Annotated in this window: 18 protein-coding genes and 3 pseudogenes; 17 read left to right on the top strand and 4 right to left on the bottom strand. The window is 62.5% G+C overall.

Going from position 1 to position 16,922, the window contains the following annotated elements:
- Positions 1-199: 199 nt before the first annotated feature.
- The 4 genes and pseudogenes from CN97_RS17135 to CN97_RS21280 all read left to right on the top strand — a co-directional run bounded on the left by CN97_RS17135 (position 200) and on the right by CN97_RS21280 (position 3,469).
- Entirely contained in the window at positions 200-1,588 is a 1,389-nt protein-coding gene (locus CN97_RS17135) for a transposase family protein (protein WP_248700114.1), read from the top strand.
- A 1-nt stretch (position 1,589) separates the two neighbouring features.
- A complete protein-coding gene (locus CN97_RS17130) occupies positions 1,590-2,471 on the top strand; it encodes a TniB family NTP-binding protein (protein WP_035714025.1) in 882 nt (293 codons plus the stop codon).
- Positions 2,468-2,935 (top strand): annotated as a pseudogene (locus CN97_RS21485) (TniQ family protein); the annotation flags it as partial. The gene CN97_RS17130 and the pseudogene CN97_RS21485, both read left to right, overlap by 4 nt.
- A 279-nt stretch (positions 2,936-3,214) precedes the next feature.
- Positions 3,215-3,469 carry a hypothetical protein gene (locus tag CN97_RS21280; RefSeq protein ID WP_248700113.1) on the top strand — a complete coding sequence of 85 codons (255 nt, stop codon included), beginning with the start codon at positions 3,215-3,217 and terminating at the stop codon, positions 3,467-3,469.
- A 26-nt stretch (positions 3,470-3,495) separates the two neighbouring features.
- Here the strand turns inward: CN97_RS21280 and scpB are convergent, their stop codons facing one another.
- Both scpB and CN97_RS17115 read right to left on the bottom strand, forming a co-directional pair.
- Positions 3,496-4,104: an SMC-Scp complex subunit ScpB gene (scpB, locus tag CN97_RS17120; RefSeq protein ID WP_035714022.1), complete on the bottom strand. Its 609-nt coding sequence runs from the start codon at positions 4,102-4,104 to the stop codon at positions 3,496-3,498.
- 2 nt (positions 4,105-4,106) lie between these two features.
- On the bottom strand, positions 4,107-4,994 hold the full coding sequence (locus CN97_RS17115; RefSeq protein WP_035714019.1) for a DUF1403 family protein: 888 nt from the start codon (positions 4,992-4,994) through the stop codon (positions 4,107-4,109).
- Between the two features lie 272 nt (positions 4,995-5,266).
- Between CN97_RS17115 and CN97_RS17110 the strand changes: the two genes are divergently transcribed.
- Complete coding sequence (locus tag CN97_RS17110) at positions 5,267-6,325, top strand: site-specific integrase (protein ID WP_226937282.1); 1,059 nt, start codon at positions 5,267-5,269, stop codon at positions 6,323-6,325.
- 19 nt (positions 6,326-6,344) lie between these two features.
- On the opposite strand, the gene CN97_RS20800 is transcribed toward CN97_RS17110, so the two are convergent.
- Both CN97_RS20800 and CN97_RS20415 read right to left on the bottom strand, forming a co-directional pair.
- The gene (locus CN97_RS20800) at positions 6,345-6,611 is read right to left on the bottom strand and encodes a hypothetical protein (RefSeq protein ID WP_131389347.1); all 267 of its coding nucleotides are present in this window, start codon (positions 6,609-6,611) and stop codon (positions 6,345-6,347) included.
- Between the two features lie 38 nt (positions 6,612-6,649).
- A complete protein-coding gene (locus tag CN97_RS20415; protein ID WP_158212556.1) occupies positions 6,650-7,141 on the bottom strand; it encodes a ParB/RepB/Spo0J family partition protein in 492 nt (163 codons plus the stop codon).
- A 336-nt stretch (positions 7,142-7,477) separates the two neighbouring features.
- Between CN97_RS20415 and repA the strand changes: the two genes are divergently transcribed.
- From repA to CN97_RS20400, 12 genes and pseudogenes are all read left to right on the top strand, one after another.
- The gene (gene repA / locus CN97_RS17100; RefSeq protein ID WP_035714014.1) at positions 7,478-8,662 is read left to right on the top strand and encodes a plasmid partitioning protein RepA; all 1,185 of its coding nucleotides are present in this window, start codon (positions 7,478-7,480) and stop codon (positions 8,660-8,662) included.
- Entirely contained in the window at positions 8,662-9,627 is a 966-nt protein-coding gene (repB, locus tag CN97_RS17095) for a plasmid partitioning protein RepB (RefSeq protein ID WP_035714011.1), read from the top strand. The genes repA and repB overlap by 1 nt, the downstream gene beginning before the upstream one ends.
- Positions 9,628-9,810: 183 nt before the next feature.
- Entirely contained in the window at positions 9,811-11,022 is a 1,212-nt protein-coding gene (locus CN97_RS17090; protein WP_051911374.1) for a helix-turn-helix domain-containing protein, read from the top strand.
- A gap of 106 nt (positions 11,023-11,128) precedes the next feature.
- Positions 11,129-11,809, top strand: coding sequence for an SOS response-associated peptidase (locus tag CN97_RS17085; protein ID WP_035714009.1), 681 nt, complete (start codon positions 11,129-11,131; stop codon positions 11,807-11,809).
- On the top strand, positions 11,793-12,392 hold the full coding sequence (locus CN97_RS17080) for an ImuA family protein (protein WP_051911372.1): 600 nt from the start codon (positions 11,793-11,795) through the stop codon (positions 12,390-12,392). Before CN97_RS17085 ends, CN97_RS17080 begins: the two co-directional genes overlap by 17 nt.
- A 234-nt stretch (positions 12,393-12,626) precedes the next feature.
- The gene (locus CN97_RS21410; RefSeq protein WP_306424947.1) at positions 12,627-13,169 is read left to right on the top strand and encodes a Y-family DNA polymerase; all 543 of its coding nucleotides are present in this window, start codon (positions 12,627-12,629) and stop codon (positions 13,167-13,169) included.
- A 68-nt stretch (positions 13,170-13,237) separates the two neighbouring features.
- The gene (locus CN97_RS21405) at positions 13,238-13,792 is read left to right on the top strand and encodes a hypothetical protein (RefSeq protein ID WP_345998303.1); all 555 of its coding nucleotides are present in this window, start codon (positions 13,238-13,240) and stop codon (positions 13,790-13,792) included.
- Positions 13,792-13,977, top strand: a pseudogene (locus tag CN97_RS20410) (PHP domain-containing protein); the annotation flags it as partial. The gene CN97_RS21405 and the pseudogene CN97_RS20410, both read left to right, overlap by 1 nt.
- Before the next feature lie 179 nt (positions 13,978-14,156).
- Positions 14,157-14,780 (top strand): GntR family transcriptional regulator, encoded by a 624-nt coding sequence (locus CN97_RS20405; protein ID WP_084684238.1) that lies wholly within the window; start codon positions 14,157-14,159, stop codon positions 14,778-14,780.
- Between the two features lie 108 nt (positions 14,781-14,888).
- Positions 14,889-15,452, top strand: a complete 564-nt coding sequence (locus CN97_RS17065; protein ID WP_035714005.1) for a biotin transporter BioY — start codon at positions 14,889-14,891, stop codon at positions 15,450-15,452.
- A 2-nt stretch (positions 15,453-15,454) separates the two neighbouring features.
- Positions 15,455-16,474 carry a biotin synthase BioB gene (gene bioB / locus CN97_RS17060; RefSeq protein WP_035714096.1) on the top strand — a complete coding sequence of 340 codons (1,020 nt, stop codon included), beginning with the start codon at positions 15,455-15,457 and terminating at the stop codon, positions 16,472-16,474.
- A 139-nt stretch (positions 16,475-16,613) separates the two neighbouring features.
- A pseudogene (locus CN97_RS20400) lies at positions 16,614-16,922 on the top strand (transposase); the annotation flags it as partial.

The raw sequence follows: 16,922 nt of genomic DNA, 5'->3' as shown, positions 1-16,922 counted from the left end.
GGTTCGGATCGCTCGCGAACTTGACCGGGTTCTCGATGGCGACTTGCCGATGCGGGAGGCTGTCAGCCGGGCAGCGGTGGAACTGCGCCTTTCGACGCGTCAGGTCTACAATCACCTCGCCCGGTATCGGGAGGACCGCCGTGTCTCGTCGCTTCTTCCTCGGACGAATGGCGCGCGGCGTGCGAGGATATCGGCCAGCGTGGAAGCCATCATTTCCGACACTTTGCGAAAGATGTGGCTGCAGCCAGAGCAACCCGATCTCGCGCCCATCGTCGACGAAATCCGTGCGCGCTGTGACAGCGAAGGGTACAAGCCCCCGTCCTATGTCACTGTGGCCAAGCGGATCCCGCGCGTGTTCACCCCAGAGGAGATCGCGCGGCGGCGGCTTTCCGGTGGCAAGCATCTTCACCGCCTGAAGCCGCGTCCGGGATACATCCGTGCCGCCCACGCCCTTGAGGTCGTCCAGATCGATCATACCCCGGCCGACATCCAGTTCGTCGAGGTGATCGACGATCATGGCATCTTCGTTGGCAGACCTTATCTGACCATCGCCGCCGATGTGGCGACGAGTGCCATCATCGGCTTCTGTCTGACCCTCGAGCGTCCGTCCCGGCTCTCGGTCGCCTTGTGCCTTGCCCACGCGATATGCAGCAAGGATAACTGGCTGGCCGAACGCGGGATCGCGCACCCGTGGGTGATGCATGGCCGCCCTAAGCAGATCGTCGTGGACTCCGCCAAGGAATTTCAGAGCAGTACCTTTACGAAAGGATGCGCCGACTTCGGGATCACCGTCCGAACCCGGAACAAGGGCACAGTTCACCGAGGTGGGGTTGTCGAGCGCCTCCTTGGAAAAGTGAACACGGTGCTTCGCTCTCTTCCTGGCAAGACCGGACGGTCGATCGCGGATCGCGGCGACTATTCGTCCGATGAGAGGGCAAGTCTGACCTTCGCGGCCCTCGAGCGTTGCATCGCCCTGGCAATCGTCGATCACAACCAGACCCAGAACGCGCGCAAGCTGACTGTGCCTCGCCTCGAATGGGAGCTGCGACTTCCACCGACGGACCGGCCGATCGATGATCCTGACCAAGTCCTGCTCAACTTTCTCCCCCGCACAACACGCCGCATCTCTCCCCAGGGCGTCAGCCTGTTCGCCATCGACTACTTCGAGCAATGGCTTGGGCCTCTCGTCGCCCGCCGTGACCGGTTGCCACCTCTGGATCTATGCTACGACCCCCGGGACATCAGCCGGATCTACATCGCCGATCCCGACACGCGGATCTGGCGTCCGGTAAAGCGGCGGGATGGGGTGACCATGCCAATCACCCTTTGGCAGCATGAAGCCGACCGAGCGCGCACGCGAGAGAGCCAACAACGACCGGCGCAGGAAAAGACGCTTCTGCGCCGGGAAATCGCGGCGACCGTCGCCGGGGCCAAATCCAAGAAGGCTCACCTGCGGGAAATGACCAGGGCCCGACACGCCGCAGACGCGCCGAAGGCGTATCAAAATGTCGGGCAGGTTTCGGAGGCGACCCATACCGGACCAGAACCTGACCGACCCCGCCGCGTCTTTCCTGTGGAGACCTGGTAGCATGGCCGACCATCTCCTACCATCAACCTCAGCGTTGCTCGATGCGGATGCTGCCACCCGCATTGCTCATATTCGGGCGCCACGCTGGATAGGCCATCCCGGTGCCTCTGCGGCACATGATGCGATGCGGCAGCTGTTGGAACGCCCGCCATCACTCCGTCCACGCGGCTTGTTGATTGCTGGTCCCTATCACAACGGCAAGACCATGATCGCCGAACGCTTCGCCGTCGAACATCTGCGCCGTGCCGACCGGCAAAGGGTCTGGGTGATCCAGACCCGGGAGGGGGCAGGCCTGTCGCATTTCTACGCCAGCATTCTGTCCGGACTGCGCGCCCCGCAAGCTGCCGGCTGGCGTAGCCTGTCCCGCGCCAGCGAACAGGTCGATCATCTTCTCGACAGCGTCAAGCCGCGCCTGCTCATCTTCGACGAATTCCACAGTGTTCTGCGCGGACGCCGACAGGATGTGAAGGCAATCTTCTCGTTCCTGCGGCGGATCGCACGCGTGCATGACATCTCGCCCGTGCTTGTCGGCGAAATCGCTGTCTATGATGCATTGCACGACACTGAAGAAATGGGCTCGCGGTTCGATACGGTCGCAGTGTCACGGTGGGGATTCGACGAAGACTTCGCCACGCTTCTCGACAGTCTCGAGGCCAGCATGCCGCTTGCGCATGCCTCAAACCTCTCACGACCTCCCCTGGCCAAAATGATCCATGATCTGTCGGAAGGGCTGATTGGCGAGGTGGTCGACATCGTCACCCGGACGGCGGTGGCAGCTGTTGAGAGCGGTGAGGAAAGGATCACGTCCAGCACCGTCATGGCCCTCGGCTATGTACCGCTGTCACGGCGACGGAACTCGGCCTTGCGCCATTCAATGACATGACCAGCAGTGCGCAGAGGATCACCGTCTCCCCGGCCCGCCGCTATAGAGTGGCCGCGGGGCATCGCTGGCCGGTGGACGTCCGGCCAGCTTCTGGGGAGCTTTTGTCAAGCTGGCTGCATCGGCTTGCACATGCCAATGGTGTGCCGCCGCGCTATTTTGGAGCGGTGCTCGGGGTGGCCGGCGAGACATGGTCGGCGCAACTTGACCGGCATCTGCCGGATTCTGTTCGTCGCTTGCTGCTCGACCATACGGCGATCTGCCCCGACGAGATCGACGGTCTTTGTCTGGCCAACAGTCCACTCTCGACCCTGCGCTTGCGGCTGCGGACCCGGCCGCAAGATGCAGGGACATCGACGGCGCAGTCCTGTTGGTTGCAGTTCTGTCCCTCCTGCCTGGGGGAAGACGAGGTGCCCTATTTCCGGCGGAGCTGGACCTTGGCAACCCGCGTGTCCTGCTTTCGCCATGGCTGCCGCTTGCGCGACCGTTGCCCGTCTTGTGGGCAGAGCCTTGCGCCATTTCGTCAGGCTCGCCTCGTGCCACAACAGTACTGCGCCTTCTGCGACGCCCCTCTCGCAAAACCGACTGGCCCGGCGAGCACGGGCGCCCGGCGCCTCGAGCGGCTGATCGACGATCTGCTGCGCCTTGATTCCGCTGAGCGCGCGCAGGACGACCGGAAGTCTCTTGCCGTGCAGCTTATGAAACACCCAGTGCCCGTCAGAACGGCGACATCAACGGTCCCATTCTTGTCGCATCGGGTTCGCTACAATTTCTTCCAGCGGTTGTCAGAGCGGCAGATCGAGGTAAGAGACCCCACAGAACGCGGCCCGCTGACCTTCTGGCTCGGGCTGGCCCGCGCCTCCGAAAACCACAAGGGGTTGGTCGGGACGCTCAGAGATCGGCTTGGCGAAACTGCCGGGCCGGGGCCGGCCTCCTCCTCCAGAGAGCCTGATCTGGCCGCCTTGCTGCGGGCAGCAATCCGGCTTCACCAAAGTCGCTGATTCCCTGCTGAAGCCTGGCCGGTCGCCTAACCTTCCATGGCCCCCGATGGGCCTGCCAGGCCTGCATCGTCCAATTGCTCGGGGTCTGGCAGGTCGCGCAAGGACTCCATCCCGAAGGCAGCCAAGAACGCCTCGGTGGTGACGAAGGTATGAGGCGCGCCACGGCGGGGTTCGCGAGGGCCGGTGCCGATCAGGTCCCGCTCGGCAAGTCGGCCGATCAGGTCACGGCTGATCTCTTTTCCGAAGATGTCCTTCAACCCGTCGCGGCTGATCGGCTGGTGATACGCAATCGCCGCCAGCACGGCCAGATCGTATTCCGACAGGTTCAGCGCTTGGCCGTCCACATCCGCCGCGGCGCGGATCGCTGGGGCATAGGCCGCGCGCGTGCGCAGCATCCACGCCTTTCCCACCTGTGCCACCTCATAGGGTCGGCCTTCCAGATCCACTGCCAGATCCTCGATCAACAGATCGACTGAGGCCCCCTGCCCCACGACCCGCGCCAGATCCTCGCGCGCCACCGGGGTCGTGCTTGCGAACAGCACCGCCTCGATCCGACGCATCCATTCCCGCCAGCGCAGCTCAGGGGGAAGAACGGCCAATTCGCGGTCAAGTTCTGTGTCCTCGCGCCGCCCCATGCTCAGACCCCGTAAAGTCGGAACGTGTCCCGCCCTGTCAGTTCGCGCACGGCGCCGAGCGCCACCAGTCGGTCGCAGAGCCGTCGCGCGGCCCGATCCGACATGAAGGCCAATGCCCCCGGCACCAGCGCATCGCGCGACAGGAACAGATCGACCGCCCGGCCCGCCGCCTTGGCGCGCAGCTTCGGGGCCACTGCCCGAAGGCGGGCCGCCGCACGGGCCAGATCGCCGGCCAGCGGCAGCGCCTGCCGAACGGCAGAGACAACGGCGCGGTGACAGGCCAGCCGCAGATCATCGCCCCGCAAGCGTATATCGCGGGGCTTGAGCGTCAGCGCCAGAAGCGGCAGCACATGCGTTGCCCCCAACGCTTTTGCCAACGCGGCATCGGACAGGATCAGGGCGGCGGCCTCGGCTCGCGGACTATCGGTCAGCACCGCCTCGACGACCTGCGCCGCGCGGTCCACTGGGGTCGGTCCGGTGGCATCAAGGCAAAGCGCGATCCGCTCTGCCGTTACTCCGTCCAGCGTATTGACCAGATGCGCGACCGAAACCGGCCGCGCCGCCGCGCGTGACCACTGCCGTGCGATCCGCCCCGCCGGGCCGGGGTCGTCGCCCGGTCCCGTCAGGTGCAGGGCATCGCGCAAGGCGCCCTGCCCTTCCCTTCGCCCCGCCATCGCAGCGCAGTTCTCGGCCGCCGTCAGGGCCAGACGATCGCGCCACAGCGCCAGAGGCACATCCCCCGACGCCATTGCCTGACCCAGATGCGCCAGCGCGGCCCCGGACCGGAAGGCCGCAGCCTCCGGCGGCTCGGACGGCGCAGAGACGATCCAGCCCGGCAGCGGGGGCAGCATCGGCAAGGTTTCCAAAGGCTCGGCGCGCGGTTTTCCCATGTCGGCAGCTTATATTGTGACGGCGCTTTCTGCCAGAGAAATGCACCTATAGCGCCGCAGCTTTGTCGGCTCCACAATGTCCAATAAGTTTGCATTATCGGTCATTATGTTCTTCTATAGCGAAATGCGCTCCAGGACCCAGAAAATGCCCCGAAATCCCACCCAAGACGCGCCAGCGAGGCCGTGCAGAACGCGAGCTTCTGTCTGCGCTTTTCCGGCGGCATCGCGCCTCAGCGCGCACACGCCGGCGCGTGCCGCCCAAGGAGATGGCCATGACAGATGAGGCATCCGATCTGGAAGACGCGAAGAGGGGCGCCCCCTCCCCTGCCCAGCTCGACCACCAGCCCCCTGCCCTGCGAGATCTCACTGAGCGGGCGCGCGGCTATGCTGCGGCCGCAAGTTCGGCCAACACCCGCAAGGCCTATGCTGCCGACTGGAAGCATTTCGCCGGATGGGGCCGGCGCGAGGGGTTGGACGCGCTGACGCCAAACCCGCAGGTCGTCGGCCTCTATATCACCGCCTGCGCTTCCGGCGCGAAATCGGTTGGCGGACGCAAGAACGCGGTCTCGACCATCGAGCGCCGCCTTTCGGCGCTGGTCTGGGCCTACACCCAACGGGGCCTGAACCTTGACCGGCGCGACCGTCATATCGCGACGGTCCTTGCCGGCATCCGCAACAGCCATGCCGCCCCGCCGCGCCAGAAGGAGGCGATCCTGCCCGAGGATCTTTTGGCCATGCTGGAAACCTGCGATCGGGGCACCCTGCGGGGCCTGCGGGACCGGGCCATGTTGCTGATCGGCTTTGCCGGGGGATTGCGACGGTCCGAGATCACCGGGCTGGACGCGGGCCGGGATCAGACCGAGGACGGGCGCGGCTGGATCGAGGTTCTGCCCGGCGGGTTGCTCGTCACTCTGCGCGGCAAAACCGGCTGGCGCGAGGTCGAGATCGGTCGCGGGTCGTCACCCGCAACCTGCCCGGTCAAGGCGCTGGAGGACTGGCTGAAGTTCGCGCGTATCAGCCAGGGACCACTGTTCCGTCGTGTCACCGGCGGCGGAAAGGAACCCGGCGCGTTCCGCCTTAATGACCGCGAGGTCGCAAGGCTGGTCAAGCGGGCCGCTCAAACAGCGGGACTGCGGGGCGATCTGCCCGAGAAGGACCGCCCTGCCCTCTTCTCCGGCCACAGCCTTCGCGCCGGTCTCGCCTCCTCAGCCGAGGTCGACGAGCGTCATGTCCAGAAGCAGCTCGGCCACGCCAGCGCCGAGATGACCCGCAGGTATCAGCGCCGCCGCGATAGGTTCAGGGTGAACCTGACCAAAGCAGCAGGTCTATAACTAAACGTCCGGGATGCGACTACGGCTCCAGAGACCCTGCACGCTCGAGCAATTCGCAGAGTCGCTCGACATCAGCGGTGCTGTCAAAGCTTGCGACAAGTTTTCCTCTCCGTCCACCGCGCGTCAGGGAGATGCCGACAGGCATACCCATGGCAATCGATACACGATGCAGCAGCTCAGGGCTGATATTTTGAACTTGCCCGCCGACGTTTTGCTTCACGACTGGACGCAGATCCTCGCGCTTGACGAGAAGCTCAACCTCGCCAACCGATAGACCTTGTTCCACTACCTACTGTGCGAGCTCAATGGGCAGCTTCGACGTTATCAGCGCACATGCCTGCCCCCTCGGCAGCCGCTTGTCACGCAACACATCTCTAGCACTGGCTCAGACAGCGACAGCAAGCGGAGAAGATTGGCGATATGGCTCCTGCTCTTGGATATCGCATCTGCGAGCTGCTCTTGAGTATGCCCAAATCGGTAGATCAGCAGTCGATACGCCTCGGCCTCTTCTAGAGGACTCAATTTTGCCCGTTGAATGTTTTCTATCAGCGCCACTTGAAGCACTTCATCATCGTCGAAGTCTCTGACGACCACCGGCACCACCGAAAGGCCGGCTAATTGGGCCGCACGCCAACGGCGCTCTCCTGCATCAATCTGGTAGCCACCAGTTTGATGTAGCTGTCTTCCTACCAGTGGCTGAATCACTCCCTTCTGCCGGATTGATTCCGCTAGTTGAGCCAGTGACTCGCTGTCGAATTTCTTTCTGGGCTGATCTGGGTTGGCAGAAACCTTCGAGACCGAGACAACTTGCCCCAAAGGAGCACCGGAGCCTTCAGGTACGGTAAGCGGGGCCTCGGCAGCGGCCAGAAACGTCGAGAGGCCACGTCCAAGGCGGCGGGTTTAAGGAGATTCGCTTACTCTTGTTTGCCTTCCTGACATACCCCAGCAGGACGGCAGCCATGCCTAGAAGCTCAGCAATCTGCGGCGACCGTTTACAACTGTAAAATGTTCGGGCAGCCTCGCCATGCATCTAGTCTCTGTGCGCCAGCATAGACACTATATGCAGGAAACTCTTGACATAAGTCCGTGAATCACCGCCATTGTCATCAAGTGGCGTGAAAAAGGCCACATTTTCGGATTTGAGGCAACCAGATGATTCCCGTGACACCGCTATCCGCGGATCGCCCGTCAGCACTCGCTACTGACATCTCTGAGCGACTGAACGCCGCGATCAGGGAGCATCTCCTTGCTGCGTTCGCTCCAGACAACACCAAGACACTTCGCGAGTTCTCGGCCCCAGAGGTTGCGGAACTGCTGGATGTTTCCGGGCAGTTCATGCGGAAAGTTCATGCAGACGGCGTTCTGCCAGAACCCGCAACCAACCGTGGAGGACGCCGCTACTACTCCGGTCAGGAGATACTGCAGGCGCGCGAGATTCTTGAGCGAACCTCCCGGAAGAAGGGTCACTACTTGCCACGCCGGATGGAGGGCGAAAAGCTTCAAGTCTGGCAGCTGATGAACTTCAAGGGAGGGTCGAGCAAAAGCACGACGACGATCCACCTTGCCCACTACCTCGCATTGCAAGGCTACCGGGTACTGGTCGTTGACCTCGACCCCCAAGGCTCGCTGACGTCCATGTGTGGTATCAGCCCCGAGATCGAGTTCGATGGGCTCACGATTTATGATGCGATCAAATATGAAAACCCTTCGCCGATGGCAGACGTGATCGTGCAAACCTATTTCCCCGGGCTCGCGATCGCCCCTTCCCGGCTTGTCCTGTCAGAGTTCGAGACGGAATCCGCGGTTCATTCCAACCCCGAAAGGCCTTTTTACTTCCGGATCCGCGATGCACTCGCCCAGGTCGAGGCTGACTACGACCTGGTCCTGATGGATAGCCCTCCGCAACTTGGCTTCCTGACGATTTCCGGTATGGCCGCCGCGACCTCGATAATTGTCCCGATGACCCCATCGATGTTGGACGTTTCGTCCACTGCGCAGTTCCTTGAACTGGCAGGTGCTTACATGGGCGTCATCGAAGATGCCGGCGCGGAGCTCAACTACGATCACTTTAAGCTTCTCATCACCCGCGATGAACCCACGGACATCCCATCTCAGCAGATCACCTCGTTCATGCGGGCCCTGTTTCAGGATCGCGTCATGTCAGCCACCGCTCTCAAGAGCACGGCAATCAGTGACGCGACCATGCTCAAACAGTCTCTCTATGAGGTAGTTCGCTCAGATATGACCAGGGCAACATATGACAGGGCTCGGGGCTCGATGGACGCTATCGGCCGCGAGATCGAGACGATGGTCCGGCAAACCTGGGGGCGTAAGTAATGGCTCGCAAATCACTCAGCGGGATGACAGGCATCGCCAGTACGATCGCGCGCTCCACCACCTCGCCATCCGAGCGGTCGACCAAGATCACCGCGCCTGCACTCGGCGCCCTGCAGGGATCTCTCGCCGCAATTCGCGAGATTGAACCTAATTTGATCGACGACTGGGGACCTGTTGACCGGCTTACACCGTTTACAGCTGTAAACGATGATGAAGCGAATGACGGCCTCGAGAGCCTTACGAACAGCATCCGGGATCAGGGACAGCAGGTGCCAATACTGATCCGTCGGGCGAAGGCAGAAGGTCGCTACGAGGTCATTTACGGACGACGCCGGCTCGCCGCGTGTCGTGATCTGGGCATTAAAGTCAGAGCCAACGTCCAAGATCTGGATGACGCTACAGCGCTCATAGCTAAGGGCCTCGAGAACGCTGCCCGAAGGAACCTATCCTTCTATGAGCGGGCCCGGTTCGCCCAAGCGATCCTCGATGCCGGCCATCAACCAACAACAGCGAAGGCGGTGCTTAACCTGTCCTCCGCAGGTCTTTCCCACCTAACAAAAGTCACCCAGGCCGTACCTGCAGACGTCGGTTCGCTCATTGGTGCCGCACAGAGGTCCGGACGACCAAAATGGACTGCGCTGGCAGAACTCTTCATCGCTGGGAAGCTGACCGAGAAGACGGCTGATCGAATCCTGAGGACCGCAAATGAACGCCTGACCTCCGACGAGCGCTTGGACCATCTCATTCGCGAGGCGACAAAGCGCGGTGCACGACATGACGACATCGCCGAGAGCACCCCAGTCGACGGCGTCACGATCCGTTCTGGACGCAGCTCGGTGACGCTAACCGTAAAGCGAAGCGGAGCAACTGCCGAGTTCGCTTCCTGGCTGGACACCCGGCTTCAGGATTTCATCAAACAATCCTACGCGGAGTTCAGATCAAGTTCTCCGCAGGACGACGAATAACCAAACGAGGCAGAGCAGAAAGGAGGAAAGGCTAACAAAACAAAACCCCCGAAGCTGTGAAGCTCCGGAGGCTGCCGCGCCGAAGCGCATTCTCGATTAGACACCCTGAATCTAGCAGCCCCCGAATCACGAATCAAGAGCAACGCTTCCGAGCGAACGGGATAGTTTTGTCTGCTGATCATTATGAAGCACATCACATCCACGGTCCTTGCGGCCGGGGCGCAGGCGAACTGTGCCAAATCTGCGGAGCACTCGCTCCCCGGCATGGGCTCGATCACCCTGCAGCCAGCATTCCGACCTATCTCTCGTCGTGACATCATGGCCGCGGTCAACACATGCAGCCGCGATCTCGGCATCCGGCAAGGCGCGGTCATTGTCTTGGACGCTCTGTTGAGCTGTCTTCCCTGCAAGAGCGCAGATGGCCGAGAAATGCCAGTTTCTCCGACCACCCTGCTCACGGTCTATGCCAGCAACGAAACCCTGTGCTTCCGCGCCAAGGGCCTCACCGACCGCCAGTTGCGGCGGCATCTGGAGACACTCGAAGCCGCCGGCTTGATCCGGCGCCGTGACAGTGCAAATGGTAAGCGCTTCCCTGTGATGCAGCACGGCAAACCGATCGGCGCCTTCGGGCTAGACCTATCGCCCCTCTTCGCGCAGTCCGACGAGTTGCTCGCCCTTGCCCTGCGCCGCCGCGAGGAGGCAGACGAATTGCGCGGGCTGCGGGCCCAGATCCTCAGACTTCGCGCGGCCTGCGCCGAACTCCACTTGAGCGACACTGTCGCCACCTTCATCGACGGACTACGCAACCTCGTGCGGCGTACCTCACTGACACTCGTGGAGGCTCGGGCAGCTCTCTCGCAACTGACCGCTGTCCTCTCGTCACATGCAGCCCCACAAGCAGTCGTCCAATACGAAGTTGAAGAGGTTGAGCAGCGCCTGCACTCCAAAGCGGAAGCCGCTGATGCTAAATCCTGCGCGGAGACCACCACGGACCGCGCTCCAGACCAAGCGGTTCTCCAAGCCTTTCAGGCCCTCACCGCAAAAACTTGCGGCCTGCCGCCAACCGAACAAAAGCCCGCCTCTGACGGACAGAATGTCCGCCACATAGAGCAAGACTCAGATACAAAAAAAAGAAAGCGAGAAGTCGATGACCTTCCAAGTTGGAGAGCCCTGACCGAGGTCAGCGCTTTCTATGAAGAGCCAACAAGCGCCCAAGAGGCCAAACGCATCGCTTTCGAATTCGGAAGCATGCTGAGAGTAAGCCAGGAGATCCTCGCCAGCGCTGCAAGCAAGCTCGGGCTTTGGGAACTTCTCAGGCTTGAAAACCGCATGGCAAAGCAGATCGGAACCATCCTCAACCCTGATGCTTATGTGAGATCCGTCCTGCGGGCGTGATCCCTGACTGTGATCGGGTGGCCCTGAAACAGCAGGATAGACCGTTCGTGAGGAATCGGATAGGTTCGTTGATTGTTCTCATGCGGAAACGCTGCGAGGTGGAGTGATGTGCAATCTTTACGCTCAGACCAAAAGCCAGGACGCGATGCGTCAGGTCTTTCGGGGCGTGCTCGAAGACGGTGAGGATCTGATCGATACCGCAGGCAATCTCGCGCCTGCATCCGGCATCTTCCCCGACTATGCCGCGCCGATCATTCCCCGCGGTGAAGGACGGGATTGGACTTTGACCACGGCCCGATGGGGGATGCCGACGCCACCCGTCTGTCTGGCCGGCAAGCGCACAGACCCCGGCGTCACAAATATCCGCAATGTCAGCTCACCCCATTGGCGCAGATGGCTTGGCGTGGAACATCGCTGTCTCGTTCCATTCACCAGCTTTTCCGAACTCGACGCCCGACCCGGCGCACCTCGCAACAACCCGGTCTGGTTTGCCCTCGGCAAGGACCGCCCGATCGCCTTCTTCGCTGGCATCCACACCGAGTTGACTTCGGTCAGAAAGCTGAAGGAGGGAGAGGTGACAACTGACCTCTTCGGCTTTCTGACCTGTGAGCCAAATGAAGCAGTTCGACCAGTGCATCCCAAAGCCATGCCGGTGATCCTCACGCGCCCGGATGAATGGCGCTGCTGGCTGACCGCGGATACGAGCGAGGCTTTGAAGCTTCAACGGCCGCTGGCCAATGGTCTTCTCGAAATAGCCGCCGAGGGCACACGTGCGGAACCTGCGTGACCGTCTGCAGGCTGGAAGTGATGATTTGCTTCACCTGGTGAAGGGCCGCGTCCACGAAGTCGAGGGCCGGGGCCGAACCGGCTTTGCGCTGTTCCAGACCACGAGATTGCCAGGGCCGGTCTTCTGGATCGTGCTGGCGCATGATCGCGACCGGCCGATGCCGGGATCCCTGCCAGACGGTGTTGCCGAGCGGTTGCACTTCATCGAGGCGAGGGGCGAGACCGATCTGCTCTGGACGGTCGAAGAAGCGCTACGGGCGCGGCCAGTATCTTTGGTGATCGCCGCTCCAGAGAAACCAATCTCACTGACCGCGGGCAGGCGGCTCCAGCTGGCAGCCGAGGCCGGAGGCACCACTGGCCTGATGCTGATCCAGGAGGGCAGGGGAAGCAGTGCCGCCGAGACCCGCTGGAAATGTGATCCGCTACCCTCGCCTCTGGACTCGACTCGTCATCGCTGGATCCTTAATAAGAACAAAAGAGGAACAATCGGAATCTATGATGTGAGTTGGAATGGCACGACGGCTGCTGTCCATCTGGTTCCCCAGGCTGGCGAGCGACATCAGCCTGAGGGTCCGCCCCGTTGAGGGGCCTTTCGCGTTGACGCTCCGGGCGTCGAACGCGGAACATCTGCATTGCCTCAACAGCACCGCAAGCGCCGTCGGGCTCCACCCTGGCATGCCGCTGACCGATGCGCGTGCGGTGTGCCCTCGCTCTCCACGCGGCCCGCCGATCTGATCCGGGAGGGCAGGGCGCTTGAAGGCCTGCGGAGGTGGGCCAGCCGTTACGGGCCTCATGCCGCGAAAGACGGAACGGATGGGTTGATCGTCGATGTTTCGGGCGGGCCGCATCTCTTCGGTGGCGAGGTCGTGCTTCTGGCCGATCTTGAGGCTCGTCTCGAAAGGGCAGGGGTCTCATCGAAAAGCGCCATTGCCGAGACCCGGGGCGGAGCCTGGGCACTTGCTCGCCGTGGTGGCGGGGTGATCCCGGAAGGCGGGTTGCTCTCTCGGCTGGGCCCGACGCCAGTGAGCGCGCTGCGGATTGAAGCTCCGGTCGCCGACGGTCTGACCCGCCTCGGACTGCACAAGATCGCCGACCTGACCGCTGTGCCCCGGGCACCACTGGCGCGCCGGTTCGGCGCTGAACTTCTTCGCCGTCTCGATCAGGCGCTTGGGACCCAGGCCGAGCCTGTCGCAGCCGAAGCGGATGCGCCGCATTTCGGGGTGCGGATGACCTTGCCCGAGCCGATCGGGCTCACGGCCGATGTGATGGGGGTGCTGGACCGTCTTCTGATCCGGCTTTGCGACAAGCTGACATCGGCCCAGATGGGGGCCCGGGCTGTCCGGCTGGAACTGCACGCGTAGATCGTTCGGCTGCCCTGGTTAACGTCGGTATAGCCCGCGCAATGCGGGACCCGGCTCGGATCTCGGCCTTGTTCCTCAAGGGGGGGGATAAGGTGGATTCCGGCTTCGGGATCGACGGGCTGCGCCTCTCCGCCACGGTGACCGAACCGCTGGCTCCCGAGCAGATCGGCAACGCGCAGGCGCGTGCGGAGGATGAGCTTTCCGACCTGATCTCGCGGATCGGCAACCGGCTGGGTTTCGATGCGGTGCAGCGTTTTCTGCCCGCCAGCAGTCGCATTCCAGAACGCAGCTTCCTGACCGTCCCTGCTGCCTATACGGCATCGGAAGCGTTTCCCCCGAAACGCCGCCCCCGCCGTCCCATCACCCTCTTCCCGGCGGAAGCTCTGGCCCAGGTCTCTGGCAGCCCTCCCGCCCGCTTCAGCTGGCGCCGGATGGGTTTCACCACCCTTCGGGCGCATGGCCCCGAGCAGATCACCCCGGAATGGTGGTTCGATGATCCGGCATGGCGCAGCGGTGTGCGGGACTATTGGCGGATAGAGACCAATGAGGGGCCGCGGCTCTGGCTGTTCCGCACCCCACAATCCGGATCTCGGAACTGGTATGCGCAGGGGGTGTTCCTGTGATTCCTCACGCCGAGCTTTGCGTCACCTCGAACTTCACCTTCCTGCGTGGTGCCTCGCATCCCGAGGAACTGGTGAAGCGCGCGGCCGAGCTTGGCTTTGCGGCCATCACCATCACCGATCGGAACTCCGTCGCCGGGGTGGTGCGGGCATTCTCGGCGCTGAAGGAACTGGCGCGTGTCGCTGAGGAAGCGGGCCAAAATCCTATTGGACAGGGGCCTCGTTGCCCTGGCCGATCCCAGGAGCGCGGCTCATGTTGTCCGACAGCAAGGTGGAATGGGGGCGCTGCCTACCGATCTGGCGGCCTAGACGATTCTGCCTTGTGAAGACCATCGACAAAGTGAGAATCTCATTTTATCTATAATTAATGACGGATAGTACCAAAGAAACCTTGGCTGACAAAATCAGCCGCATCCTTGCAGATCGGATTATTGCAGGCACGCTTTGTGCCGGCGACAAACTGCGTCAGGATCACATCGCCACAGAATTTGGCGCCAGCCATGTCCCTGTGCGAGAGGCGTTTCGTCGCCTGGAGGCGCAGGGACTTGCCATCAGCGAGCCGCGTCGTGGCGTGCGGGTTGCCGGCTTCAGCCCCAAGGAGGTCAGAGAGGTCGCTGGAATGCGCGCGGCACTTGAGACAATGGCGCTCCGCAATGCTGCGCCCAATCTGACCAAGGCAATTCTTGATAAAGCTGAGGAAGCAACGCGGGTTGGTGACCACGCCCCAGATGTGCAGAGTTGGGAGGAAGCCAACCGGCGCTTTCATCGGCTGATCCTCGAGCCCTGCGATATGCCGCGCCTGATGCGCAGTATTGATGATCTGCATGCCGCCAGCGCGCGCTTTCTGTTTTCGGGCTGGCGGGCAGAATGGGAAGCCCCAACCGATCGCGATCACCGCGCTATCCTGGCCGCTCTTCGCGCTGGCGACACCATGAACGCTTGCGCCATACTTGCGCGCCATGTGCAGTGGACGGGGCCAAGGGGGCGATAGCTGCTCCGATAATTATCTATAATAGTGCGAGGGGTCTTGCAGAAGACCCCCATCCATGTGCCTATGCAACGACGGATTCGTCATATTATAGATAATTTGGAGGGTCCAATGCCCACAATCACACCGTATTCTGGCACTGTAACGCCCCTGGCCCGCGTATTTCGCCCGCTGGCCATCGGCATTGCGGGCGTCACGTTGATGACGATTTCTGCCAAGGTGCAAATCCCGTTCTGGCCGGTCCCGATGACATTGCACACGATGGCGGTCATGGCCTTTGCCCTCCTGCTCGGCCCGCGCATGGCAGTGGCTATCTTCGCCGTATATTTCGCGGCGGGTGCCGCCGGCTTGCCGGTATTCGCGGGCTCGCCTGCGCGCGGTCTGGGTCTGACCTATATTGCCGGTCCAACCGGCGGCTACCTTGTCGGCTATCTGCTCGCCTCGGGCGTAACCGGATGGCTAGCTGTGGGACGGGGTTGGCTTGGCCAGACATTTGCGATGCTGACCGGGCTTGGCGTGGTCTACGGGTTTGGCCTGATCTGGCTGTCGGCCTTTGTGCCATCGGAGCAGCTTATGGCCGTCGGAGTCCTGCCCTTCCTCGCCGGAGATCTCGCCAAGATCGCTGTTGTAGGGCTTGCGGCTCAGGGGATGGCGCGACTGCGGGGGCTCAAGTGAGGCTGGATACATCCGCAAGCAGTGCGCTGCGCCACGACTGGAAAACCGATGAAATCCTTGCACTGCATGAGCTGCCCCTGCTCGAGCTTGTCGGGATGGCGAATGCCGCGCATCGCGCGCACCACGACCCGAACCGCCTGCAGAAGGCCAGCCTGCTGTCGATCAAGACTGGCGGTTGCCCTGAGAACTGTGCCTATTGTCCGCAATCGGCGCATCACCGCGATGTGGAGCTGACCCGTGAGCGTCTTATGGATCCGGCGAAAGTTATCGACATGGCCGCCACCGCGCGTAGTGCCGGGGCGGAGCGTTTCTGCATGGGGGCGGCTTGGCGACAGGTGCGCGACGGTCGCGATTTCGACGCCGTGGTCGAGATGGTGGCGGGGGTCAGGGCGCTCGGGATGGAGGCCTGTGTCACCCTCGGCATGCTCAAACCCCATCAGGCCGAGCGCCTCGCAGAGGTTGGCCTCACGGCCTATAACCACAACCTCGACACCAGCCCCGAATTCTACGGCAAGATCATCACCACCCGCACCTATCAGGACCGACTGGATACGCTGGCGACGGTGCGTAGTTACGGCATCGAGCTCTGCTGTGGCGGTATCATTGGCATGGGCGAGAGCGTGCGGGATCGCGCCTCGATGTTGCAGACGCTGGCGACGATGGTGCCGCATCCGGAAAGCGTGCCGATCAATGCGTTGGTGCCGGTCGCGGGAACGCCGCTGGCCGGACGGGCCCCCATCGACCCGCTGGAACTGGTCCGTATGGTCGCCACTGCCAGACTGGTGATGCCCGCCTCGATTGTGCGGCTGTCGGCAGGGCGCTCGAGCTTGAACCGCGAGGCACAGATCCTGTGCTTGATCGCCGGTGCGAACTCGATCTTTTACGGCGACACTCTGCTGACTACACCAAATGCGGGCATCGGCGAGGACGCAGAGCTCATCGCGGCGATTTCTACTCCATTCAGAGCGGGCGATCTGAGTTCGAAAGAAAACCCCAGTCACCAGACCCGCGCCGAGGCGTGAAGTTGGCTGCGAGGGCGACCGTATTCGCCCTCGCAGCTTGGTCGTGTCTCGGAAGTGGTGGAAATTGGCTGGCGGCGTAATCTCCGGGTGAACCAACACCCACCCAACCGGCGGCGGCAACCGCCAGGGAGATCACGCCATGAAGCAGAATACCGACAGCTCATCCTTTTCGCTACTGCCCGACGCAGGGGCGTATGATCCGATCGAGGATCGCCTTCGGGCAAATGTCCGTGCCACCATTGAGTCCATGTTCGAAGAGGAACTGGCCGACTTTCTTGGACGGCTCCGTTACGGCCGCGGCAACGAGCGGGCCAAGGGCATCGCGATCGGCAGCTGACCGGCACATTCGGCACTGAGACGGTGCGGGTTCCTCGTGCCCGGATCGAGAACGAGGGCGGCAAGATCACCGAATGGCGCTCGAAGGCACTGCCCCGCTACAGGCGGCTGA

Origin of the sequence: Haematobacter massiliensis (assembly GCF_000740795.1) — a bacterium.
In the GTDB taxonomy this organism is placed as follows: Bacteria; Pseudomonadota; Alphaproteobacteria; order Rhodobacterales; family Rhodobacteraceae; genus Haematobacter; species Haematobacter massiliensis.
Note: the sequence above shows the minus strand (reverse complement) of the source record. Positions and strands in the feature narration are given on the sequence as shown.